Below are 23,579 nucleotides of genomic sequence, written 5' to 3' on the forward strand. Positions count from 1 at the left end.
CCGCGAAAGGAGCGATCTGAACGATCGCCAGGCGCTTCGAGGATCACCTCGGCTGGAAAACAACCAGCCGAGGAATTGGCTGATACCACTGATTCGCTAGACGAATGGGCCATTACGAAGAATGGCGTCATCTCAATACCACAATATCCAAAGGTGCGCATATTCAACGGGGCAAGCACTGCTTACTTTTCCCTCGATTCGGAGCATCCAGATTACTAGATTTGGCACCCACCGAGTTTCAGGGTAAAAATATGACTGCGATAGTCAGAATTACCAAGAATAAAAAAAGATTATTTTCAACCAAATTTGACTATAATCATTTCTTATTTTGCATTACTTGCCATTTTTAGCAGAAAATAATACTCAAAAATGACACAGTCGGATAAATAGACGCTAAATTACGACACATCTAATAAAGCGTGACCTTTACCTTAGATTTAGGTATATACAGTCTCGCGACCATGTTGGTAAAACTTGACGCATGGGGCAATTCGTTGCCGGACAAGAAAGCCAGGGGCGGCTTCGAATTTAGGAGACTGGAAATGACGACGCAGACCTTATCAGACCAAGCTAATGTTGCAGCAGGGCTTCTGTCGGCCATGGCTAATCCCAAAAGGCTGATGATTCTTTGCAGCTTGGTCGAAGGTGAAGTTCCGGTCGGCGTTCTGGCAACACAGGTTGGCCTCAGCCAGTCGGCCTTGTCTCAGCATCTTTCCAAGCTTCGTGCACAGCGCCTCGTCAAGACGCGCCGCGATGCACAGACGATCTACTACTCCAGCACCTCGGACTCGGTGAAGAAGATCCTGGCGTCGCTTGAAGAAATCTATTGCGCACAGAGCGACAGCAAGTCCGCCGCGTGATCTAAAGCATTGTCCGCGCAAAACTGTGCAGCGGCTTTGCGATAACGACATGCGATAAAACGGAAGCGTGAAGAGCGGGTTTGAAAGATTTAGACCCGCTTTAGAGCGTGTATTTAGCGCTCACTCGAATGCCAAGCACCACATCCAACGTTCAGACTGATGACGCCGAACGCTCTTTGAGCATCTGCGCCGCGCGCGCATAGCCGCCAGCAGCCCCATCGACAAAATGCATATGATCACGTGACAGCGGCGATGGAACGACGCAGGTCATGAGAGCCGCATCCTGCTCATGCAAACCGTAAAAGCAGACGCCGTCACGCTCCGCACCTTCCAGCCGTGCCTTGATCCGGGAAAGCCGGTCCGCATCCACATCGATCGTCATCTTCAGCCCGTCGTCGAACTTGCGAAAGTCCGTGTTGCTTGCGACGGTTGTCTTGTATTGAACAGGATCGAAGCGACCGACCGGCTTTCGCAACCAGTAGAGCACCGTGATCAGAACGGTCTGGAAAGCCACCCAGCAGCCTTTGCGAAACTGGGAGACACGATCGCCGAAGCCAGAGAGTGCTTTGGCCTCCATCACCAGCCCCTCACGGATGAAGCCGAGCGCCGGTCCCTCAACGGGCACGGGATGGCCTTCGCGACCATCTTCATTCGCAAGTGTGACGATATCGGCAACGAGCCGGCGAAAGGCTGCCATGTCTCCACCCGCACGTGGGGTGGCGATGATCGATACCACCGAGCCATATCGCGCTTCTATGGGATTCCATCGGCAGGACAGGCCGGAAAGATCGGGCCTGTCGCCCGCTTCCGCCTCGTCGATGAGATAGTGCCCGCCCTTCATCTGCATGTCGGCCCAATTGTTGCCGCCACCGGAGAACATCGCATAGGACACGTCGTCGCTCGCCTGAAAGCGTGCGACGCGGACATCCAGCCCATGCGCCCTGATCTCCGTCACCGGCACCAGTGCCGCACGCAGCGTGAGATCTAGATCCTCGCTCACCCACCGCCGGACTTTCGAAAGTGCGGTACGCGATGCCTCGATTGCCTGCGGCGGCACGGCGACAGCCGCACCATCGCCGCCGAAGACAAAAGGCAGATCATGGCGGTCCAAGGCATTGAGGATGCCTGAGATGACGCCGGCACCTGCCATATTGACCGCCTTGTATCGGCCTTGCGCGATGGCATCGGTGGAGTCGACAATGTCGGCAAGCGCCAGCGCCCAGCCATCGGGAAGAGGACGATAGAGCTCCGGCTCAGCGACATCTTCGAAATGCCGGAAGACAGGCAGGTAGGACAGAAATTCTTCATCGGACGATCGCATCGTCATAATATCCTCCCCGCCTGATGAAAAAGCCAGTCTCGATCGCTCTCTGTCGCATAGCAAACAATGCGTCCACCCAGGGACGGCAATCACATAGCTTTTACAAATGCTTTTACGTTGACGGACCGGTTCCAGATCAAACGCGGCTTGCTAAATGGCCATCGCCTTGTCACAACGGAAGACTGGGGTACGGAATTCAAATGTGAAACGGCACTCCTTTGCCCGACGAACGGCGCCTCATTTCTGCGAGTGCGTTGCCGACGCCGGGTCGAATCGGGCGATACGCCCAACCCAAGGAGAAATTGAATGAAAACCAAGATTTTGACCGGCCTGGCGCTTCTCGCCTCCGTGGCCTTTGCACCTGCAGCGCATGCCGAGATCGTCATCGGTCTTATCGCACCTCTCACCGGTCCAGTTGCCGCTTACGGCGATCAGGTGAAGAATGGCGCGCAGACTGCCGTCGACGTCATCAACAAGAACGGCGGCATTCTCGGCGAGAAGGTCGTGCTGAAACTCGCCGATGACGCCGGCGAACCCAAGCAGGGCGTTTCCGCCGCCAACCAGCTGGTTGCAGATGGCATCAAGTTCGTCGTCGGCCCGGTTACCTCGGGCGTTGCCATTCCGGCCTCCGACGTTTTTGCTGAAAACGGCGTCGTCATGGTCACGCCAACGGCAACGGCACCGGACTTGACCAACCGCGGCCTCACAAACATCTTCCGCACCTGCGGTCGTGACGACCAGCAGGCCGAGGTCGCTGCCAAGTTCGTTCTGGCTCAGTTGAAGGATCGTCAGATCGCCATCATTCACGACAAGGGCGCTTACGGTAAGGGTCTCGCGGATGCCTTCAAAAAGACCTTGAATGCCGGCGGCGTGACGGAAGTCCTGTATGACGCGCTGACGCCCGGCGAGAAGGATTTGAGCGCGCTCACTGCGCGTCTGAAGTCTCAAGGCGTGGATGTCGTCTATTTCGGCGGTTACCACCCGGAAGCCGGTCTTCTGGTCCGCCAGTTGCATGACATCGGCGCGAAGGCGACCGTCATTGCCGGTGACGGCCTTTCCAACTCCGAATTCGCCAATATCGGCGGCACCGCGGCAGATGGCACCATCTTCACCAATGCTGCTGACGCAACGAAGAGCGCAGACTCCAAGGCCGCCGCCGAAGCGTTGAAGGCTGCTAACATCCCGGCTGAAGCCTTCACTCTGAACGCTTACGCCGCCGTGGAAGTGCTCAAAGCCGGCATTGAAAAGGCGGGCTCTGCAGAGGATTCCGAAGCGGTCGCTACGGCCCTCAAGGGTGGGGAGCCGATCCCGACCGCCATCGGCAAACTGACCTACGGCGAAACGGGCGACCTGACCTCGCAGGCCTTCTCGCTCTACAAGTGGCAGGGTGGCAAGATCGTTTCGGCAGAGTAAGGATCGACGCCCTCTTCCGCTGACCGAGCGCGAGGATGGTGACCATAACCGAAACACAAACTGATCGGACCGGGTGCGCGCAACGCGCCCGGTTTTCTTTTTGCATGGAACGCTCTTTCCAGGCTTAATTATCCAAAGACACAGAATCGACATGAGGTGACGCGTGGTATCGAAACTCGAACGCAAGATCGACCAGGGAACGGGACGGGAGAAAGCGGATATCGTTCTGAAGGGCGGGCGTTTCTTCGATCTTGTCACGGGTGAACTGGTCGTTTCCGACATTGCGATCTGTGACGATACGATCGTTGGCACCTGCGAGACCTATCACGGCGTCGAGGAGATCGACATCTCCGGCAAGATCGTCGTACCGGGCTTTATCGACACCCATCTTCACATTGAATCGTCGCTCGTCACGCCGCATGAGTTCGACCGCTGCGTCCTGCCCTATGGCGTCACCACCGCGATTTGCGATCCGCATGAAATCGCCAATGTTCTCGGCACGGAGGGCATCCGGTTCTTCCTCGATTCCTCGATCGAGACGATCATGGATATCCGCGTGCAGCTCTCTTCCTGCGTGCCCGCCACCCATCTGGAAACCGCTGGCGCCGATCTGCCGATTGAAAAGCTCCTGCCCTTCCGCGATCATCCAAAGGTCATCGGGCTTGCCGAGTTCATGAACTTTCCCGGCGTGATCCACAAAGACCCGATCTGCATGGCGAAACTCGAAGCGTTTCAAGGCCAGCATATCGACGGCCACGCGCCGCTTCTCTCCGGCATGGGGCTTAACGGCTATCTGTCTTCTGGCATCCGCACGGAGCATGAGTGCACCAGCGCCAAGGAGGCGCTCGAAAAGATTCGCAAGGGCATGCATATTCTGGTCCGTGAAGGATCTGTATCGAAAGACCTGCACGCGCTGATGCCGATCATCACCGAACGCCTGTCGCCCTATCTGGCGCTCTGCACCGATGACCGCAATCCGCTCGACATCGCCGAACAGGGTCATCTTGACTATATGATCCGCACTGCCATCGCCAATGGCGTACAGCCGCTGGCAATCTACCGCGCCGCATCGATTTCGGCAGCGAAAGCCTTTGGCTTGCGAGATCGCGGCCTCGTCGCGCCCGGCTGGCGCGCCGATCTGGTGGTGATCGACACGCTGCAGAACTGCAAGGCCAATATGGTCTTCTCCGCCGGCAGGCGCGTGACGCCAGAGCTTTTTTCCACCCGCAAACCGGTCGCTCCCGTCGGTCTCGACAGCGTCAAGGCAAGGCCGGTGCTTGCCGCTCATTTCGGCGTGCCGGTGACGGAAGGCAAGACATCCGTTCTCGGCGTCCTGCCGGGCAAGATCATCACCGAGCATCGCCGCTTCAAACTGCCAAGCGACGGTAACCAGACGACGGTCGATCTCGACAACGACATCATCAAGGTGGCGGTGATCGAGCGGCACGGCAAGAATGGCAATCACGCCAATGGCTTCGTCCAGGGCTTCGGCTTGAAGAAGGGCGCCATCGCTTCCACCGTCGGACATGACAGCCACAACATCTGTGTGGTGGGTGTGAGCGAGGATGACATGGCGCTCGCCGCCAATCGCCTCGGCGAGATCAAGGGCGGCTTCGTGGTGGCGGAAAACGGCAAGATCACCGGCGAGATCGCGCTGCCCGTTGCCGGCCTCATGAGCCTGGAGCCCTATGAGACCGTACGCGACACGTTGCACACCCTGCGCCAAGCGGCCTATGCGCTCGGGACCACGCTGGAAGAGCCCTTTCTGCAGGTTGCGTTTTTACCGCTGCCCGTCATTCCACATTTGAAGATTTCCGATAAAGGCCTGGTGGATGTCGATCTTTTTCAGCTTATTGGTGGCGATGCAAAATAGTGTCGTTAGAGGCCGCTAAAAAAGCAACCAACGCAGATATAGTGCGCCTCTACTTCGACTTTACGCAATCGTGATACTGTATTACCTTTATTAGACTAGGTCCTGCTCTTCTGTAGTGATCGTCACAAGCGGAGCTGCCCTTGGTTATAAAGCGAATCGACAAGAAACAGCTTAAGATCGGGATGTTTGTCGAGGCAATCGAAGGCCCGTGGCGCGACGATCCTGCAATGGGCCGCCGCTTTCTGCTGAAAACTGCCGAACAACTGGCCGCGATCGTCAATGGCAATGTCAGCGGTGTGTTCATCAACACCGCGCTTGGCAAGCCGCGCGGAGCAAGCGACACCATCGTATCCGAGCAGAAAACGTTGCGAAATGCCACAAGGCAGGAAAAGCTGCGAATTGCCCAGGCGATCAATCACCAGTCTGAGGAAGCCAAGGGGCTGATCCAGGGAGTTTTTGACGGTCAGGATGTCAGTGTCGCGGCATTCGCTCCGCTGTCGGACGATATTGGCAGGACGATGGACGAAAATCCTTCGCTCTTCATCGGCATATCGCGCCTGCGCTCGCAGGATACCGCCACCTTCGTCCACTCGCTCTCCGTCGCGGCGCTGATGGTGCACTTCGCTCGCTCGATGGAAATGGACGAGTCAATCGTCCAGCTCCTCTGTGTCGCAGGACTGTTGCACGATGTCGGCAAGCTCGCCATCCCGAAACAGATTCTGCACAAGCAGGGGCCGTTAAACGCGGATGAGCGCGTGCAGATCGAGCAGCATCCCGAGCTTGGTTACGAGATCCTGAAAAAGCAGTCGGACATGCCTGAACTCGTGCTCGAAATCTGCCGCTCCCACCATGAGCGTATCGATGGCAAAGGCTATCCGCAGGGCCTCTCCGGCACGCGGATAAGTCCAGAGGTTCGCATGAGCACGATTTGCGATGTGTTCGATGCACTGACATCCGCCCGATCCTACAAGAAGGGCTGGTCGGCACAACACGCTCTCTCCTGGATGATGGATCGCGAAGAACAGTTCGACAGAACACTGCTGCGCCGCTTCATTCTCAGCCTCGACACCGAAATGACGAAGGGCCTTCTCTAAGACCTATGTCAATGATCTGAGCGATTACGATCGTTCGATCCGTGCGCAGAATGCGTCCAGCGGTTCCAGCTTCACCGTATCGATATCGAACGCGGGATCGAATCCGGGCAATGCCAGATGCTCGACCGCACGAAGCTCCGGCGGCAGGCGGAAATCGGCTGGCTGACGCGTCAGGTTGAAAACAAAGAGCAGGCTTTCACCATTCTTCTCCCGCGTAAAGACGAGCAGATCCTGATTGGTCTCGAGAAACGCCATGTCGCCGTCACGAAGCGCCGCATGGCTGCGGCGGAAGGCCAGCATCGCCTTATAGTGATTGAGAACCGAATCCGGCTTCCGCTCCTGCCCATCCGCCGCCAGCATGGCATGTGCGTAAGGAACCGGCAGCCACGGCTTTTCGGCAGTGGTGAAACCGGCATGCGGCTTGCCCGTTTCCCACACCATCGGCGTGCGGCACCCGTCGCGACCCTTGAACGCCGGCCAGAAGCGGATGCCGTATGGGTCGCGCAAATCCTCGAAGGCAAGATCGGCTTCCGTCAGCGCCAGCTCTTCGCCCTGATACAGGCAAATGGAACCGCGCAGTGACGCCAGCACGCCGATCGCAAGCTTTGCCACACGGGTCTGCTCGTCCACATTTTCGGCAAAGCGGCTCAGATGACGGATGACGTCGTGATTGGAAAAGGCCCAGCAGACCCAGCCATCGGTGACCGCCTTTTGAAAACCGTCGACTGCGCCGCGAATATGGCTGGCGGTGAAATCCGGCCCCAACAGGTCGAACGTGTAGCACATGTTGAGCTTGTCGTTATCCGCCGTATAGGCGGCAACGGTCTTCAGCGAGCGGGCGCCATCTCCCACCTCGCCCACCGTCATGCGGCCTTCATACTCATTCAGCAAAGCGCGGAAGCGCTTGAGAAAGGCGAGGTTTTCGATCTGTGTCTTGTCATAAAGATGACTTTGCATGCCATAAGGATTGACGTCCGGCGCATCGAGACCGGCCTCATCGCTATCCGGTTCGTGCGGTGGGTTGTCCCGCAGCAGCTTGTCGTGGAAGTAATAGTTGACCGTATCCAGACGGAAGCCGTCCACGCCCCTCTCGAGCCAGAATCTGACGGTGTCCAGAAGCGCGTCCTGCACATCCGGATTATGAAAATTGAGGTCCGGTTGCGAGCCGAGGAAGTTGTGCATGTAATATTGCTTGCGCACGCCATCCCATTCCCAGGCCGGTCCACCGAAAACCGAGAGCCAGTTGGTCGGCGCCGTGCCATCCGGTTTCGGATTTGCCCAGACATACCAGTCCGCCTTCGCATTGGTCCGGCTGGTCCGGCTTTCCTTGAACCAAGGATGCTGATCGGACGTATGCGAGATGACCTGATCGATAATGACCTTCAGTCCGAGCTTATGCGCCTCGGCAATCAGCGCATCGAAATCCGCAAGCGTCCCGAACATCGGATCCACATTGCAGTAATCGGAAACATCATAGCCCATATCCGCCATCGGCGAGGTGAAAAAGGGCGATAGCCAGATGCCATCGACACCGAGTGCGTCGATATAGGGTAGATGCTTCGTGATGCCCGCAAGGTCGCCGAAACCATCACCCGTCGTGTCCTGAAAGGAGCGTGGATAGACCTGGTATATGACCGCTCCCCTCCACCAGTCTGCGTCATGAACTTTGTGTCCGGTGGTAGACATGGCTTGCGGCATGAAGGATCTCCGAAGTGAAGCTGTCCAACCATATAAAGCCCCGATTGATCCGTAAACGGTGAATGCCGGTTGATTATGAGATAGCCCCTTCAATCGGCTTTCGCCGCCCTTGCAAGCCGGGCCGTGGCGTCGTAATGGCGAAGCGTCAGACGACAGGAGGAGAGTGCAGTGAGTGGACGGTTTCTTTCGATCGGCGAGTGCATGGTGGAGCTTTCGCAAGCGGGCGACGGCCTGCTGCGCAAGGGCTTTGCCGGAGACACGCTGAACACCGCCTGGTATGCACGCGCCTGCCTGCCGCAGGACTGGTCCGTCGATTATTTCACTGCCCTTGGCGACGATCCGCTCTCGCAGGAAATGCTATCCTTCATCGAGAGCGCTGGCATCGGCACGCAGCAGATCTCCCGTATCCAGGGCGGCACGCCGGGCCTTTACCTCATCAATCTGAAAGACGGCGAGCGCACCTTCAGCTATTGGCGCAGCACCGCTGCCGCACGCCAGCTAGCGGCAGACGCCGATCATTTGCGTGAGACCATCGAGGCTGCCGACATCGTCTATTTCTCCGGCATTACCCTTGCCATTCTCGCCAACCCAATCGCGGTCGAGACCTTCCTGTCCGAACTGCGCCGCGCCAAGGCAGCTGGAAAACAGGTCGTGTTCGATCCCAATATCCGCCCGCGCCTGTGGGCCAACCGCGACATCATGCTGGAAACCATCACCAATGGTGCGCGCGCTGCCACGCTCGTCATGCCAAGCTTCGATGACGAGGCCGGTAACTTTGGCGACACCGATGTAGAGGCGACCATTGCCCGCTACCGTGCGCTCGGCGTTGCCAATATCGTTGTGAAAGATGGCGCGAAAGGCGCGACACTCGATTTCGGCGGTGAGCGCAGCCATGCGCCCGCAGAGCAAGCCGTAAAGGTGGTGGATACGACGAGCGCCGGAGACAGCTTCAACGGCGCCTTCCTCTCCCGCTTCGTCACCGGCAGCACGCCACAGGAAGCGGCCACCTTTGCCGCCAAGGCTGCCGCCACCGTCATCGGCCACCACGGCGCTCTCATCAGCCCGGATCTGCTGCCCAGGACGTAAAACGCCGCCGACAGCCTATTCAAGAATTGTCGTTGGTCTGACGAAAATGGTTATTTCGAGAACCGGAGCGCAGCGTACTAGCGTACGTGAGCACCGGAAGCGCAGAAATCGCCATTTGCAGGTGACCAGCAGCAATTCTTGGATAGGCTGTGACATGATGCTGTAACACGCCTGTCGCATACACGCGAAGGCCGGTGGATCACCGGGAGTCGCAAGCGCGAGGGTCGGCACAGCATGACCAGAATTACCATCGTCACGGATGCCTGGCATCCACAGGTCAACGGCGTCGTACGCTCCATCGAGAACACCAATGCCGAACTGGAGCGTATGGGCGTGGACGTCTGTATGGTAACGCCGCAGAACTTCCATTCCGTGCCCTGCCCCACCTATCCGGAAATTCGCCTTTCGGTCGCAAGCTATCGGCGGGTGTCAAAGGAAATCGAAAAGGGCCAGCCGTCCTACGTCCATATTGCCACCGAAGGTCCGCTCGGCTTCATGGCGCGCCGCTGGTGCATCAAGCACGGCATGCGCTTCTCCACCAGCTACCACACCCGTTTTCCCGAATATGTGGCGGCCCGCTTCCCCATCCCGAAAAGCTGGCTCTACGCCTTCGTGCGCTGGTTCCACAATGGCGGCAGCGCCTGCATGGTGGCAACGCCAAGCCTTGAGACGGAGCTTCAATCCAAAGGCGTAAAAAACCTCAAACGCTGGAGCCGCGGCATCGACGCCAAGCTCTTCCGCCCAAGACAAAAGGAAGAGCGCCCCTTCGGCCTCCCCCGTCCGATCTTCATGACCATCGGCCGCGTTTCGGTCGAAAAGAACCTGCCGGACTTTCTCGATCTCGATCTGCCGGGCTCCAAGGTTGTCGTGGGAGATGGACCGGCACGCGCCGAGCTTCAGCAGAAATATCCCGACGTGCTCTTCACCGGCGTGAAGACCGGCGAGGATCTGGCGAAAGCCTACGCGCAGGCGGATGTCTTCGTCTTCCCGTCCAAGACCGACACCTTCGGCAACACCATTCTCGAAGCACTCTCCAGCGGCGTCCCAGTCGCAGCCTTTCCGGTCACCGGTCCGCTCGATATTATCGGCGGCCATCCGAAGGCGGGTGCCCTGAACGTGGATCTCCGCAAGGCCTGCCTTGCCGCGCTCGATTGTTCCCCGGAGGCAGCCCTTGCCGTCTCCCGCAACTATTCCTGGGAAAAGGCATCCCGTCAGTTTCTGGATAACGTGACGGCCGCCGCCACAAGCGGCCTTCCCGGCTTCTGTGCGGCGCATGCAATGTGAGGGGATTACGCGCAAGCGGCCTGCATTTTCAGTGGACGCACGGGCGCATTGCTGTCAGAAGGCGTCAGGACGCGACTGCCGTTATCTTTAGAACGGGGTCGGGCTGCTGATTGACGTCAGGCGGCTGCCGCGAGGTTACGCAGGCCGTCCTATTCTCTGTAAAGCGTGTCGCGATCTTGAGATTCGGCCCTTATGCTTTAGATCTTTGTTTGATCGCATGCCGTTATCGCAAAACTGCTGACCACTTTTGCGTGGACCATGCTTTAGATCACCAAGCGCCGTTCAGCGCGTTTCCCGCAAGCGGGATCGTCCGGCTCTTGCCATTGCTGTCGCTGACGGAAATTTCGCTCTGCATCTGCTTGGGAGACTTGCGAAACCAGCCCGCGGCGATAGAGGCCAGATCGCCGATCATCCCATGCTTGCGCCAATCGGCGAAGCGCTGCGCCATCGCATCTGCCTCATGCTTGAAGAAGAAATCGCCCGACTGCGACAGCTCGTTGATGGAGGAAGCCATGGACGACAAGGGCTTCTGGAACATCTTCGCCGGAACCGAGAGACCATGTGCCGCTTGCGGAAAAGCAGGCGCCATGAAATCGATCGCCCAGCCATCCGCTTCCACCCAGCAATGAAAGTTCTCGCCAGCGCCCGTCACATGGCCGTCCTCGCGATGATCGGCGAAGAGCAGCATCGTGCCGCCAAGATTATAGGCCGCAAGCCCACCCTTCGGCTTCGCCTTCACCTTGTAGTGGTGCTCCAGAATGAAGGCGCCAAACGTGCTGAAATACATCGACGCCGTCGCCGGATCGGCATTCTCGTTGAGAAGTAGACTGTTGATGACGCGATAGATGCGATGATAATCGCTCTGCTTGATCAGCATGATGTTTGACCTGAAGTAAGTGCAGGGGCAGATTGAGGAGGATGCGCTAGCCTTCCCTCCGCCGTCATCCTCGGCTTGACCCGAGGATCCATTGGTTCCGGATGCGTGTAGATCCTCGGGTCAAGCCCGAGGATGACGGAGTGCTTGAGGCGGCCCTCAGCGAGGAACCCCCCTGACTACCGCTTCTTCGCCTTGTGCTCGAACGGATTGTCCGACCCGCGATAATGCACCCGGATCGGCACGCCCGGCATATCGAAATCCTTGCGCAGACCGTTGACCAGATAGCGCGTATAGGATTCTGGAATAGCCTCAGGCCGCGTGCAGGAAATCATGAAGGCCGGTGGTCGTGCCTTCACCTGCGTCATGTATTTCAGGCGCAGGCGACGGCCCGATACGGCCGGTGGCGGATGCTGGGTGACCTGCATATCCAGCCAGCGATTGAGCTTGGCAGTGGAGATGCGACGGTTCCAGACCTTATCGGTGTCGATGATATTCTGCATCAGCCGGTCGAGGCCGTAGCCGGTCTGGCCGGAGATCGGAACGGCGCGAATGCCGCGTGCCTGTGGCAGAAGCCGCTCGGTCTTTTCACGCAAATCGGCGAGAAACGCCTGTGCATCCTCGACCAGATCCCACTTGTTGAAGGCCAGCACCGCTGCACGGCCTTCGCGAATGACCAGATCGACGAGCTGCAGATCCTGCTTCTCGAAAGGAATGGTGGAATCGAAGACGATGACGACGGTCTCGGCAAAGCGGATGGACCGCAGCGAGTCCGCCACTGAGAGCTTTTCCAGCTTCTCGGTGACCTTCGCCTTGCGACGCATGCCAGCCGTGTCGAACATCTTGATGGTGCGGCCACGCCAGTCCCATTCGACCGAGATACTGTCACGGGTAATGCCCGCTTCCGGGCCGGTCAGAAGACGGTCTTCACCGAGAAAGCGGTTGATCAGCGTGGACTTCCCGGCATTCGGACGACCGATGATCGCCACGCGCAGCGGCTTGGTGTCGTCATAGGCGGGCTCGTAATCTTCGTCCTCTTCCTCTTCGCTGGAAAGGACGACGTCGGTTTCGGCCTCTTCGAAACCGTCTTCCGGCGGAAAGGCGACATCTTCACCAATGGCGGCAACGATGGCATCGCGCAGATCGATCATGCCCTGCCCGTGCTCGGCGGAAATCGGGCATGGCTCGCCAAGACCCAGCGTATAGGCATCGTAGAAGCCGCCATCCGAGCCACGCGCTTCGGATTTATTGGCAACGAGCACCACAGGCTTGCCACGACGGCGCAGCATTTCGCCCAGCGTCTCGTCGGCGGGTGTGAGACCATATTTGGCGTCGACGACGAAGAGCGTCAGATCGGCTTCCTCAATCGCCTCTTCCGTCTGCGCCCACATGCGCCCCTGCAGCGTCTCCGGCGCGGACTGCTCGAGACCGGCGGTGTCGATGATGGTGAAACGCAGGTCCACGAGTTTCGCGTCACCCGGACGACGGTCGCGGGTAACACCCGGCGTGTCGTCCACGAGCGCCAGCTTCTTGCCAACCAGACGGTTGAACAGCGTGGATTTGCCGACATTCGGACGTCCGACGATGGCGACGGTGAAGGTCATGATAGTGCCCTAACTTCTATAGCGTCGGACCGGAAACCCAATGGGCTCCGGTCCGACGCCTTCAACAGAAAACCTTTACAGCTCTCGGCCATCCCTCGGACAAGCCATGCGCTGCAGGAAATGAGAATTTACGCTGCCTTGCCGGATGCGGCAATATTATCGAGCATGATCTGCGCGCGGTTCGCCACATTGCGCGGCGCCTGAGAATCACCGGTGATGAGTTCGAACCACTGCTTTGCCTGGGCGAAATTGCCGGCCTTGTACGCGGCAAGACCAAGCGCCTCACGCGCGGAGTTGCGCAGCGGCTGACCGTCGGCCGAAAGCGCTTCCGCCTGTGCCGAGACCTGCTCGTACGTGCCGTTGTCGACCAGAAGAAAAGCCGCACGCACCTTCGCCATGTCACGGAAAATTTGTGGAGCGCTGGTGTCGTTACCGATGGCGGTGAAGGCAGCGATGGCGGCAGCGGCGTCGCCCTTCTGCGCGAGCAGCGTTGCGGCGCGAAACTTGGCGAGGATCGGATACGAGCCGTGGCCAGCACTTTCGAGATCGGTCAGAGCTTTGAGCGCTTCATCATTCTTGCCTTCGGAGGCAAGCTTCAAGGCGCTGGCGAACTGGTCACCGGAGGCAGAGGCACGGCTATTGCTCCAGTATTCGTAGATACCAGCACCAGCGGAAGCCAGAACGATCAGAACCGCAGCACCAATCACGATCGCGCCGTAACGACCCCAGAAGTTGCTCAACTTCTCGGAGCGGATCTGCTCGTTCACTTCGCGGATGAAGCTGTCATTCTCGTGCGCCATCGAATTCTCCGTTACCCGCACCGGAAGGCGAAAAGCCGATCGGTCTGCGGACATGCCAAGGCAACCCTGTTGCGGCAGACCGAAAAAAGCCCACCACATTTATTGGTGGGCCTTCTAGCCTATTTTCCTTGAGATGTAAGGGGGAAACGTCAGTTTCCTACATCGCAATCGGTTGGACGCCGATCAACCATTCGTGCAGCTTCCAGATGAAAGCAACCCACAGCACGATGCCGAGGAGAACGGCGATCACATCGTAGCGCGCCGAAACAAACGGACGAACGAGATTTTCGCCGGCGCGGGCGCGGCGCTTGAGGAAGATCCGCATCACCACACCCCAGGCAAGGAAGGAGGCAAAGAGGATGACGGAGGAGGTCTCTCCATTGGCGAGCAGATGCGAGAAGGCCCAGATCTTCACCGACAGTATCAGCGGATGCTTGGTCTTCGTTACGATGTGCCCGGCCGGCAGGGCACTTGCCACAAGACAGATCACCGCAAACAGCATCAGCGTGACGGCGATGTGGGCCATCCAGACAGGCGGATAGTAGAGCATGCCCGTCACCTGCCGCGCCTCGTTGAAAGCATAGGCAATGAAGACGATGGTAAGAATGCTGACCAGCGAATAGACGCCCTTGAAGGGCTTTTCACCGAGACTATCGATCAGGCGCGCACGAAGCCCCGGCGCAACAAGCCTGAGAGAATGGGTGGCGAAGAACAGGATGAGGGAGACGACGAGCAGAAGCATGGAGACGTCCTTGCGCGGAAGGGAAGATAATCTTTTGACAATGAGTTATGGCTAAACCACAGGAAAAGCCAGTCAAATCAAAGCTTCGCCTTAATCCGAGAGCAAAAGGGCCGCTTTTAAAAATTCCGCGTGGTTCCCTCATGTTGCGTTCGCTTGCCGTCATCACCCTGTCTCTTGCCTGCGTGCCGCAAGCCTATGCGCAGGCTGCCGAGGGTGCGGCAAAGCCGAAGCAACTCGTTTTGGTGTCCTTCGATGGCGCGGGCGACAATGCGCTTTGGGCGAGAAGCCGCGCGACCGCCAAGGAGGTCGGCGCCCATTTCACCTACTTCCTCGCCTGCACGCTGGTGATGGATCGGAAGACCAGTGCCAAGAGCTATCAGGGTCCCGGCCAGAAGCTCGGCCGCTCCAATGTCGGCTTCGGCCAGTCGGTGGAAGAAGTCGCGACGCGTCTGCACCACATCTGGGACGCCCACCAGGAAGGCCACGAAATCGCCAACCACACCTGCGGCCACTTCGATGGTGGCAACTGGACGGCGGATCAATGGGACGCGGAATTCACCAGTTTCACCAGCGCGCTGGAAAATGCCTGGGCGGCCATCGGCAAGAAGGACGAGGAGCCGCAGGGCTGGCATGATTTCGTGCGCGGGATCAACGGCTTTCGCGCGCCATACCTGTCGCAGAGCGATGCACTGACCACCGCGCAGAAAAAACACGGCTTCGTCTTCGACGCGACCAGCATCACGAAAGGACCGGCCTGGCCGGTCCGCAAGGACGGCATTGAGCATTTCGGCCTGCCGCTGATCCCCGAAGGACCGGGCGACCGGCCGATCATTGCCATGGATTACAACCTCTTCGTCCGACATTCCATGGCAATCGAAACGCCCGCCAAGTCAGCAGAATTCGAAGAACGCGCCTACAAGGCCTTCCGCGCCGCCTTCGACAAGCAATATGAAGGCGAACGCATTCCCCTCCAGCTCGGCTTCCATTTCGTCAAGATGAATGGCGGCGCCTATTGGAACGCCTATGAGCGCTTGCTGCGCGAAGTCTGCAAGAAGGACGATGTTGCTTGCGTCAGCTATGAAGAGGCCATGCCGATCATAGACGCGCGGCGGAAGCAAAAGTCCGAAGGGTAAGGACGGCTATTGCCTCTACAGCGACAGCATCAAGGTCGCATGTTTCCACCAACGGCTTTAAACGCTCACCGCCATTCCGCTCTTGAGCGGCGATGACGGCGAGCTTTGATAGTATCGACGCTTACGGCTTGTCCGCCGCCAACTCACCCTCTTCTGCCTCACGCTTCAAATAGCGCTGATCGATTTCCGGCAGCGGCTTATCGTAAATGGCAGCCTCAAAGGCTTTCAGACGTTTATAGATCGACATCAACTCGACGATCGTCGTCCAGGAATTGATGAGATACTGGAACGATCCGCGCACCTGATCGAAGACGTTGCCGATCTGCGTGAACACGCCAAGTGTCACCTTGCCTGCTGCGATTGATGGAATGAGAACGATCAAGCTGTAGATGTTGTCAGCCTGCAGATAGAAAATGCGGGCAACGTTGAAATACATATAGTGAAAATAGAGCCGGAAATAGTTCTTCCGGACATTCGAAAACAGCTCCTGCACTGTCGGCGGCTGAGCACGATCTGCGTGGTCTTCACCATAAACCAGCTCTTTACGATAAGCCGCTTCCACGCGCTGATTGCGGAATTCGAGGCCGGGTAGCTTGATACCCACCAGTGCAAGAAAGCCCGTTCCAAAAAGCGACCACAAGATCGCCGCCCACACCAGAGCATGAGGGACGTAACCGATAATCGGCAACTCGTTGATGGTTTCGGAGAAGGTGAAGAGGACGGGGAGGAACGCGATCAGGGTCATGATGGCCCTGACGAAACCGACACCCAACCCTTCGACGGTCGAGGAAAACCGCATCGTGTCTTCCTGAACACGCTGCGAGGCGCCTTCGATGTGGCGGAGCCTGTCCCAGTTCGCCATGTAGAAATCATTCATCGCCGTGCGCCAACGGAAGATGTAGTGGCTGACGAAGAAGAGATTGAGCACGCCGACGGTGATTGCAAAAAACAGAATGCCTGAAACGCCCACAAGGCCGAGATAAAGCTGTTCGGCCGTCACTGGCGCCGTCTTGGCGAGTGCTTGCTGGATCAGGTCGTAATACGGGCCGTACCACGCATTCATCGCCACGCTGACCTGCACGGAAAAATAGGTCGCAAAGACGATGAGGGCGGAGCCGAGAACCGACCACATCTGCCAACGATGCGGGCTGTAAATGAACCAGAAGCCCGCAAACACAAGCACGGCGGCGGTGTAATAGATGTAAAACCAAAGGAATGGCGGAGACCAGAAAATCGAGACCCCCGTGATCGGTGCCTCTCCTGGTGTTGCTGGAGGCATGCCGAGTGCCGCACCCCAGTTTCGACCGCCCGCATACCAGAGGCCTATCATGAGCAAGGACCAAACAATGGCAGAGGTAAAAAACGACTTGGGTTTGGGAAAGAAGGAATGAAACACGTTCGAACTCTCGCGAGCTTGAGATCAGCCATTATTGGCGAAGCAGATTTGGGGAGAAATTAGGCCAGACACTTCGCCGACGCAATGCAGCAAACGCTAAGTTACGAAGATGTAAGCCAAAACCGGCGAATGCGGCTTCAACATTACAGCCGCATTACAGCGCAACCGTGCAAGAGCGACCGCCTTACTCGGCAAGCGTCAGGATCAGCGGTCCGTTCTTGGTGGCAACCACGGTGTGTTCGAACTGTACGGTGGGCGCGCTGGGATCACTGAAGAGCGTCCACGGATCGTCGTCACCATCTTCGGCCCAATAAGCACCCGTGGAAAGAAACGGCTCGACGGTGAAGACCAGGCCATCGGTCATGATGCGGGTCTCATCCTTGTCCGGCCAAGTGGCGAGTTCTTTCGGCTCCTCGTGCAGCGAACGGCCAATGCCGTGGCTGGCGAGATTGGTGATCAGCGTGTAACGGTTCTTCTTGGCAAAAGCGCCGATGGAATTGCCGATATCGGCGAGCGGCCTGCCAGCCTTCACCTGCTGCAACCCGGTCCACATGGCGCGCTTGCCGTCGCGGCAGAGGCGCTCGATCTCCTTCTTCACCGGCGGCACGGCGTAAGAAGAGCCGGTGTCGCCGAAGAAGCCATCCTTCACCGCCGACACATCGATATTGACGAGATCACCCGCCTTGATGATACGCGGTCCCGGAATGCCGTGGGCCACTTCTTCGTTGACGCTGATGCAAGTGGCACCCGGAAACTGATAGCAGAACTCGGGCGCCGACTGCGCGCCATTGCCTTCCAGAATATTGCGACCGATGGCGTCGAGTTCGGCGGTGGTGATCCCTGGCTCAAGAGCATCGGCCATGGTCTGCATCGCAAGGGCGCAAATCCGGCCAACATCCTTCAGCTTTTCGAGCTCTTCTTCCGTCGAGATAACCATTCTGCGTCCATATCCTGCGCAATGTCTTCGGCAAAGGGCGCCCAAAAGCGCCCGATCATGCCGTGGCTTTCGCCCTATCGGCACTGCCAGTCAATTCTTTTCTGACGATGGGGGCGACTTTCGTGCCGTAAAGCTCGATCCCGCGCATGATCTGCTCATGCGGCATCAGACCGATCGCCATCTGCAACAGGAAGCGATCATTCTTGAAAACGCCATGCGCCTTGATGATCTTTTCCGCCACCACTTCCGGTTCGCCGAGGAAAAGATTGCCCTCGGCGCTTCGCGCCATATCGTAATGCGCCCGGCTGGTCGGACCCCAGCCGCGCTCGCGGCCAATGCGGTTCATGACCTCCGCCTGCGGCCCGTAGAATTGGTCCGCCGCCTTGTCGGTGGTGTCGGCGATGAAGCCGTGGACGTTGATGCTGGTCTTCTGTTTTTCGACCGGCTGGCCCGCACGGCGCGCGGCTTCCCGGTAGAGATCGAAGAGCGGCGCGAAGCGGCGGTACTCGCCGCCAATGATGGCAAGCGCCACAGGCAGACCCATGGCACCGGCCCGCGCCACCGATTGTGGCGTGCCGCCAACCGCGATCCACACGGGCAGCGCCTCCTGCAACGGACGCGGATAGACACCGCGCCCATTGATCGGCGCACGTTTTTCGCCCGACCAGGTGACGATTTCCCGGTCTCTCACCGCCAGAAGCAGATCGAGCTTCTCGGCAAAGAGATCGTCATAGTCCTCGAGATTGTAACCAAAGAGCGGATAGGACTCGATGAAGGAGCCGCGCCCTGCCATGATTTCCGCCCGGCCATTGGACAGCAGATCGACGGTAGCGAATTGCTGGAAGACGCGGATCGGATCATCGGAGCTCAGCACAGAAACGGCGCTGGAAAGTCGGATGGTCTTCGTTTTGACCGCCGCAGCGGCAAGCACGGTGGAGGGCGACGAGACGACATAATCAGGACGATGATGCTCACCCAGCCCGAAGACATCGAGCCCAACCTGATCGGCAAGCTCGATCTCTTCCAAAAGGTTCTTCAGGCGACGCGCACCTTCCGGGCCACGACCATCAGCCGGGTTCGGATTGACATCGGCAAAGGTGTAAAGGCCAAGTTCCATGCGCACGCTCCTCGCTCAATTGAACTTCTGAGATAGAGAGCGAAAGGCACCGGCGCAAATTCAAAATCTGAACCGGACGCTTCGAATTTCTCGATAGGTGGCTTGGTACACGACGCACGGATCATCGTCCGTGTGATCTGTCATCTCAGGTAGGGATGCACCTTCCGCACGACGTTGCGATGAAGTTGAACCTCTCCTTACCGTCATCCTCGGCCTTGAGCCGAGGATCCACGTTGTCCAATAGCGTCAATGGCTTATGGATCCTCGCCTCAAGGGCGAGGATGACACCTGAGAGGTTTTTACCCTTGATTACAGGGCTGTTCTACCTGTTGGTCCAATACGCTTGAGTTGGTGTCATGCGGCCAGGAAATCAGGTGCGTCGTGCGTTCAAACGTTGCTGAGCGTGCGGCGCACCGCATTCTTCCAGCCCTTCAACTTCCGCGCCCGAACCTCGCCATCCATCTTCGGCTCGAAGCGGCGGTCGCGGGCCCAGGTTTCGGCAAAGGCCTTCATGTCCGGCCACACCCCTGCCCGGCTGCCTGCAAGCCATGCGGCACCGAGTGCGGTGGTTTCGAGGATCACCGGACGGTCGACAGGCGCATCGATCAGGTCTGAGAGCCGCTGCATCGTCCAGTCGGAGGCGACCATGCCGCCGTCGACGCGAAGGACGATATCGCAATCGTCGTTCTTCCAGTCCTTGTGCATGGCATCCAGCAAATCACCGGTCTGGTAGCAGACGGCCTCCAGTGCCGCGCGGGCAAATTCCGCAGGGCCAGTGCCACGCGTCAGGCCAAACATCGCGCCGCGTGCTTCGGCATCCCACCAGGGTGCGCCGAGACCGACGAAGGCCGGCACGAGATAGACCTCTTGTGCATCGTCTGCCTTGTCAGCCAGCGCTCCGGTTTCCGGTGCGGACCCGATCATCTTCAGCCCGTCGCGCAGCCACTGAACCGCAGCGCCAGCAACGAAGATCGAGCCTTCCAGCGCGTAATAGGACTTGCCATCCAGACGATAGGCAATCGTCGTCAGCAGCCGGTTCTTGGAGCGAACGATGTCCTCGCCTGTGTTCAAAAGCGCAAAGCAGCCCGTGCCATAGGTTGATTTCAGCATGCCGGGGGAGAAGCAGGCCTGGCCGATGACGGCAGCGTGCTGGTCTCCGGCGACACCGAGGATCGGTATTTCCGCGCCGAAAAGGTCCCCATCGGCAATACCGAAATCCGCTGCGCAATCGAGCACCTCCGGCAGCACGGATTTCGGCACGTCGAGAATGTCGAGCAGTTCCTTGTCCCAGACATTCTTCTCGATGTTGAACATCAGGGTGCGTGCGGCATTGGTGGCATCGGTCACGAAGGACTTGCCGCCGGTCAGCCGCCAGATGAGAAAGGTATCGACCGTGCCGAAGCAAAGCTCGCCCTTCTCCGCGCGCTTGCGTGCACCCTTCACATTGGAGAGCAGCCAGGAAAGCTTGGTGCCGGAGAAATAAGGATCGAGCAGCAGACCGGTGCGCTTGGCAAAGATCTTCTCGTGCCCGGCCTTCTTCAGCTTGTCGCAAAGCCTGGTGGTGCGTCGGTCCTGCCAGACGATGGCATTGTGCAGCGGCTTTCCGGTTTGGCGATCCCATAGCAGCGTCGTTTCGCGCTGGTTGGTGATGCCGATGGCGGCAATGTCGGAACCCTTGAGTTTGGCCTTCTCCAGAGCGTGCTTGATGGACCAGACGACCGTTTCCCAGATTTCCTCGGGATCGTGCTCCACCCATCCGGAATTCGGGAAGATCTGGCGAAATTCCTTCTGCCCCGTTCCAACCACCTTCATCGACCCGTCGAAGATGATCGCGCGCGTGGACGTGGTGCCCTGATCGATGGCGATAACGTAGCCGCCCATTCATTCCTCCCTGAAATCAATCGCGCGCACCACAATATGCTCAACAGACAAAGTCAAGCCACAAGCGGCGTCCGTTTCGAATCCAATTGCCAGTTCCCCCGGTTTGAGCATAACGTGCTGTAAAGTCTTGCATCGACGTCGAAAAAAGGGGAACGCATGCTAAGGACAGTCATCGTCACCGGCTCGACCAGCGGAATTGGCTTGGGCATCGCGCAAGCCTTTGCCAATAATGGCTGCAACGTCATGCTGAACGGCTTTGGCGATCCCGGCGACATCGAAAGCAACAGGCTTTTGATGGAGGCTGAGAGCGGCACGCGCGTGCTTTATCACCCTGCCGACATGACGAAGCCGGAGGAGATTTTCGACCTCGTCAAGACCACGCATGACAAGCTCGGCTCGGTGGATGTGCTGGTCAACAACGCAGGCGTGCAACATGTGGCACCGGTGGACGAATTTCCGCCGGAAGAGTGGGACCGCATCATCGCCATCAACCTGACAAGCGCCTTTCACACCATGCGCGCCGCCATCCCGCTGATGAAGACAGCCGGCAAGGGCCGCATCATCAACATCGCGTCGGCCCACGGACTTGTCGCCTCTCCATTCAAATCTGCCTATGTGGCAGCAAAACATGGTATCATGGGCCTGACGAAATCCGCGGCCCTGGAACTGGCCGAAACCGGCATCACCGTGAATGCCATCTGCCCAGGCTATGTGCTGACCTCGCTGGTGGAAAAACAGATACCGGATACGGCGAAGTCACGCGGCATCAGCGAAGAGGCGGTGAAGAACGACGTGCTCTTGCGCCTGCAGGCTACCAAGGAGTTCGTGGCCGCAGAAGATGTGGCGGCAACGGCGCTGTTTCTGGCGAGCGATGCGGCCAAGCAGATCACCGGCACGCATATTTCCATCGACGGCGGCTGGACCGCGCAGTAGATCGAACACCACAATTCATTCGGGCCGAACCCGAAACCTGAACAAAGACGAAGGCAGTGCATGAAAGACGCAATCAGCTTCATCCTGAATAATGAGACGATCACTCTGTCGGACTTCGCGCCGACGGAAACACTGCTCGATTATCTAAGGCTGCGCAAACGACTGACAGGGACAAAGGAAGGCTGCGCCGAAGGCGATTGCGGCGCCTGCACCGTGCTGGTTGGCCGCCTTCTTGAAGGATCGTTGCGTTACGAAAGCGTCAATGCCTGCATCCGTTTCCTCGGCTCGCTGCATGGCACCCATATCGTCACGGTCGAGCATCTGGCCAGCAAGGATGGCACGCTTCACCCGGTTCAGCAGGCCATGGTCGATTTCCATGGGTCGCAATGCGGCTTCTGCACGCCGGGCTTCGTCATGTCGCTTTACGGCCTCTGGCTGTCCAGCGACAAGCCCTCCCGCGCAGACATCGAAAAGGCGCTGCAAGGCAATCTCTGTCGGTGCACCGGCTATGAGCCCATCGTCAAGGCCGCCGAAAGCGTGACCGCTGCCCGGCCGAGCACGCTTTTCGACCCGATCGAAAGCGACCGCGCCACCATCATGTCGCACCTCTGGGGCATTCAGCAGAATGACACGATCACCGTCACCAAGGACGGCCATCGCACCATCATTCCGGGCAACCTCACCGAGCTTGCGACTGCCTATGCCGCAGAACCGAAGGCAACCATCGTGGCCGGTTCGACCGATGTGGGCCTCTGGGTCACCAAGCAGATGCGCGAGCTCAAGACCGTCATCTTCATCAATCACCTCAGCGAACTGCAATCGATCTCCATTGCCGACGGTACGATGTCGATCGGCGCTGGCGTGACCTATGCGCAGGCCTTCAACACACTTGCAGATCACATCCCGGCTTTCGGACGGCTGATCGATCGCCTCGGCGGCCAGCAGGTGCGCAACATGGGAACGATTGGCGGCAACATCGCCAATGGCTCGCCGATCGGCGATACGCCGCCGCCGCTCATCGCGCTCGGTGCGACGCTCACGCTGCGCTCCACCTCCGGCAGTCGCTCGATCCCGCTCGAAACCTTCTTCATCGAATATGGCAAGCAGGACCGGCTTCCCGGCGAATTCGTCGAGAAGATCGACGTACCGCTCCCCGCGACCGACAGCCATTTCGCCATCTACAAGATTTCCAAGCGGCGTGACGAGGATATCTCGGCACTCTGTGCCGCCTATCATCTGACCCTTGGCGAGGATGGCACGGTGCAGGATATCCGCATCGCCTTTGGCGGCATGGCCGGCACGCCGAAGCGGGCGAAAGCTCTGGAAGAGGCACTCAAGGGCAAGCCCTGGACGCAAGACACCATCGATGCCGCGCGTGACACGATCGACGCGGATTTCCAGCCGCTGACCGACTGGCGCGCCACCGCACAGTATCGGCAACTAACGGCAAAGAACCTGCTGACCCGTTTCTTCCTGGAGACATCGGGCACGCCGCAGGAAATCAAGCGCTTCGCGCTTGAGGAGGTCTGACAC

19 protein-coding genes are annotated in these 23,579 nt (G+C 58.5%); 9 read left to right on the forward strand and 10 right to left on the reverse strand.

The window, feature by feature from the left end; all coding sequences use genetic code 11:
• Positions 1-542: 542 nt before the first annotated feature.
• The gene (locus tag QE435_RS09795; RefSeq protein ID WP_116492093.1) at positions 543-860 is read left to right on the forward strand and encodes a metalloregulator ArsR/SmtB family transcription factor; all 318 of its coding nucleotides are present in this window, start codon (positions 543-545) and stop codon (positions 858-860) included.
• A 151-nt stretch (positions 861-1,011) separates the two neighbouring features.
• Here QE435_RS09795 and QE435_RS09800 read toward each other — a convergent pair whose 3' ends face one another.
• A complete protein-coding gene (locus QE435_RS09800) occupies positions 1,012-2,181 on the reverse strand; it encodes a DUF3095 domain-containing protein (protein ID WP_349042832.1) in 1,170 nt (389 codons plus the stop codon).
• A gap of 306 nt (positions 2,182-2,487) precedes the next feature.
• Between QE435_RS09800 and QE435_RS09805 the strand changes: the two genes are divergently transcribed.
• The 3 genes from QE435_RS09805 (at position 2,488) to QE435_RS09815 (ending at position 6,561) form a co-directional block, all read left to right on the forward strand.
• Positions 2,488-3,594: an ABC transporter substrate-binding protein gene (locus QE435_RS09805; RefSeq protein WP_306933815.1), complete on the forward strand. Its 1,107-nt coding sequence runs from the start codon at positions 2,488-2,490 to the stop codon at positions 3,592-3,594.
• 163 nt (positions 3,595-3,757) lie between these two features.
• The gene (ade, locus tag QE435_RS09810) at positions 3,758-5,467 is read left to right on the forward strand and encodes an adenine deaminase (RefSeq protein WP_349041225.1); all 1,710 of its coding nucleotides are present in this window, start codon (positions 3,758-3,760) and stop codon (positions 5,465-5,467) included.
• Positions 5,468-5,607: 140 nt separating this feature from the next.
• Entirely contained in the window at positions 5,608-6,561 is a 954-nt protein-coding gene (locus tag QE435_RS09815; RefSeq protein WP_349041226.1) for an HD-GYP domain-containing protein, read from the forward strand.
• A 24-nt stretch (positions 6,562-6,585) separates the two neighbouring features.
• Here the strand turns inward: QE435_RS09815 and QE435_RS09820 are convergent, their stop codons facing one another.
• Complete coding sequence (locus QE435_RS09820) at positions 6,586-8,247, reverse strand: alpha-glucosidase family protein (RefSeq protein ID WP_349042833.1); 1,662 nt, start codon at positions 8,245-8,247, stop codon at positions 6,586-6,588.
• Between the two features lie 180 nt (positions 8,248-8,427).
• Here QE435_RS09820 and QE435_RS09825 point away from each other — a divergent pair, with 180 nt between their 5' ends.
• Both QE435_RS09825 and QE435_RS09830 read left to right on the forward strand, forming a co-directional pair.
• Positions 8,428-9,345, forward strand: coding sequence for a sugar kinase (locus QE435_RS09825; protein WP_349041227.1), 918 nt, complete (start codon positions 8,428-8,430; stop codon positions 9,343-9,345).
• A gap of 234 nt (positions 9,346-9,579) precedes the next feature.
• Entirely contained in the window at positions 9,580-10,629 is a 1,050-nt protein-coding gene (locus tag QE435_RS09830) for a bifunctional monoglucosyl/glucuronosyl diacylglycerol synthase (RefSeq protein WP_349041228.1), read from the forward strand.
• 268 nt (positions 10,630-10,897) lie between these two features.
• On the opposite strand, the gene QE435_RS09835 is transcribed toward QE435_RS09830, so the two are convergent.
• From QE435_RS09835 to QE435_RS09850, 4 genes are all read right to left on the reverse strand, one after another.
• Positions 10,898-11,506, reverse strand: coding sequence for a DUF2026 family protein (locus tag QE435_RS09835; RefSeq protein WP_349041229.1), 609 nt, complete (start codon positions 11,504-11,506; stop codon positions 10,898-10,900).
• Between the two features lie 176 nt (positions 11,507-11,682).
• Positions 11,683-13,107: a ribosome biogenesis GTPase Der gene (der, locus tag QE435_RS09840; protein ID WP_309771506.1), complete on the reverse strand. Its 1,425-nt coding sequence runs from the start codon at positions 13,105-13,107 to the stop codon at positions 11,683-11,685.
• A 128-nt stretch (positions 13,108-13,235) separates the two neighbouring features.
• Entirely contained in the window at positions 13,236-13,907 is a 672-nt protein-coding gene (locus tag QE435_RS09845) for a tetratricopeptide repeat protein (protein WP_306933828.1), read from the reverse strand.
• Between the two features lie 157 nt (positions 13,908-14,064).
• Complete coding sequence (locus QE435_RS09850; RefSeq protein WP_349041230.1) at positions 14,065-14,649, reverse strand: NnrU family protein; 585 nt, start codon at positions 14,647-14,649, stop codon at positions 14,065-14,067.
• A gap of 140 nt (positions 14,650-14,789) precedes the next feature.
• Here QE435_RS09850 and QE435_RS09855 point away from each other — a divergent pair, with 140 nt between their 5' ends.
• Positions 14,790-15,782 (forward strand): polysaccharide deacetylase family protein, encoded by a 993-nt coding sequence (locus QE435_RS09855; protein ID WP_349041231.1) that lies wholly within the window; start codon positions 14,790-14,792, stop codon positions 15,780-15,782.
• 121 nt (positions 15,783-15,903) lie between these two features.
• On the opposite strand, the gene sbmA is transcribed toward QE435_RS09855, so the two are convergent.
• From sbmA to glpK, 4 genes are all read right to left on the reverse strand, one after another.
• A complete protein-coding gene (gene sbmA, locus QE435_RS09860; protein WP_349041232.1) occupies positions 15,904-17,178 on the reverse strand; it encodes a peptide antibiotic transporter SbmA in 1,275 nt (424 codons plus the stop codon).
• Between the two features lie 184 nt (positions 17,179-17,362).
• Entirely contained in the window at positions 17,363-18,115 is a 753-nt protein-coding gene (map, locus tag QE435_RS09865) for a type I methionyl aminopeptidase (RefSeq protein ID WP_306933835.1), read from the reverse strand.
• A 55-nt stretch (positions 18,116-18,170) separates the two neighbouring features.
• A complete protein-coding gene (locus tag QE435_RS09870; RefSeq protein WP_349041233.1) occupies positions 18,171-19,232 on the reverse strand; it encodes an LLM class flavin-dependent oxidoreductase in 1,062 nt (353 codons plus the stop codon).
• A gap of 387 nt (positions 19,233-19,619) precedes the next feature.
• Positions 19,620-21,113 (reverse strand): glycerol kinase GlpK, encoded by a 1,494-nt coding sequence (gene glpK / locus QE435_RS09875; protein ID WP_349041234.1) that lies wholly within the window; start codon positions 21,111-21,113, stop codon positions 19,620-19,622.
• 156 nt (positions 21,114-21,269) lie between these two features.
• Here glpK and QE435_RS09880 point away from each other — a divergent pair, with 156 nt between their 5' ends.
• Both QE435_RS09880 and xdhA read left to right on the forward strand, forming a co-directional pair.
• Positions 21,270-22,046 carry a 3-hydroxybutyrate dehydrogenase gene (locus tag QE435_RS09880; RefSeq protein WP_349041235.1) on the forward strand — a complete coding sequence of 259 codons (777 nt, stop codon included), beginning with the start codon at positions 21,270-21,272 and terminating at the stop codon, positions 22,044-22,046.
• 60 nt (positions 22,047-22,106) lie between these two features.
• Complete coding sequence (gene xdhA / locus QE435_RS09885) at positions 22,107-23,576, forward strand: xanthine dehydrogenase small subunit (RefSeq protein WP_349041236.1); 1,470 nt, start codon at positions 22,107-22,109, stop codon at positions 23,574-23,576.
• Positions 23,577-23,579 lie beyond the last annotated feature (3 nt).

Origin of the sequence: Agrobacterium sp. SORGH_AS 787, from assembly GCF_030819035.1 — a bacterium.
GTDB lineage: Bacteria > Pseudomonadota > Alphaproteobacteria > Rhizobiales > Rhizobiaceae > Agrobacterium > Agrobacterium larrymoorei_B.

Bases quoted from the DNA above. Each gene is read 5' to 3' on its own strand.
- QE435_RS09835 (WP_349041229.1), bottom strand. From the start codon at position 11,506: ATGCTGATCAAGCAGAGCGATTATCATCGCATCTATCGCGTCATCAAC.
- QE435_RS09845 (WP_306933828.1), bottom strand. From the start codon at position 13,907: ATGGCGCACGAGAATGACAGCTTCATCCGCGAAGTGAACGAGCAGATC.
- QE435_RS09820 (WP_349042833.1), bottom strand. From the start codon at position 8,247: ATGTCTACCACCGGACACAAAGTTCATGACGCAGACTGGTGGAGGGGA.
- QE435_RS09855 (WP_349041231.1), top strand. From the start codon at position 14,790: ATGTTGCGTTCGCTTGCCGTCATCACCCTGTCTCTTGCCTGCGTGCCG.
- QE435_RS09795 (WP_116492093.1), top strand. From the start codon at position 543: ATGACGACGCAGACCTTATCAGACCAAGCTAATGTTGCAGCAGGGCTT.
- QE435_RS09850 (WP_349041230.1), bottom strand. From the start codon at position 14,649: ATGCTTCTGCTCGTCGTCTCCCTCATCCTGTTCTTCGCCACCCATTCT.
- QE435_RS09800 (WP_349042832.1), bottom strand. From the start codon at position 2,181: ATGCGATCGTCCGATGAAGAATTTCTGTCCTACCTGCCTGTCTTCCGG.
- der (WP_309771506.1), bottom strand. From the start codon at position 13,107: ATGACCTTCACCGTCGCCATCGTCGGACGTCCGAATGTCGGCAAATCC.
- QE435_RS09880 (WP_349041235.1), top strand. From the start codon at position 21,270: ATGCTAAGGACAGTCATCGTCACCGGCTCGACCAGCGGAATTGGCTTG.
- QE435_RS09805 (WP_306933815.1), top strand. From the start codon at position 2,488: ATGAAAACCAAGATTTTGACCGGCCTGGCGCTTCTCGCCTCCGTGGCC.
- xdhA (WP_349041236.1), top strand. From the start codon at position 22,107: ATGAAAGACGCAATCAGCTTCATCCTGAATAATGAGACGATCACTCTG.
- glpK (WP_349041234.1), bottom strand. From the start codon at position 21,113: ATGGGCGGCTACGTTATCGCCATCGATCAGGGCACCACGTCCACGCGC.
- QE435_RS09870 (WP_349041233.1), bottom strand. From the start codon at position 19,232: ATGGAACTTGGCCTTTACACCTTTGCCGATGTCAATCCGAACCCGGCT.
- QE435_RS09830 (WP_349041228.1), top strand. From the start codon at position 9,580: ATGACCAGAATTACCATCGTCACGGATGCCTGGCATCCACAGGTCAAC.
- map (WP_306933835.1), bottom strand. From the start codon at position 18,115: ATGGTTATCTCGACGGAAGAAGAGCTCGAAAAGCTGAAGGATGTTGGC.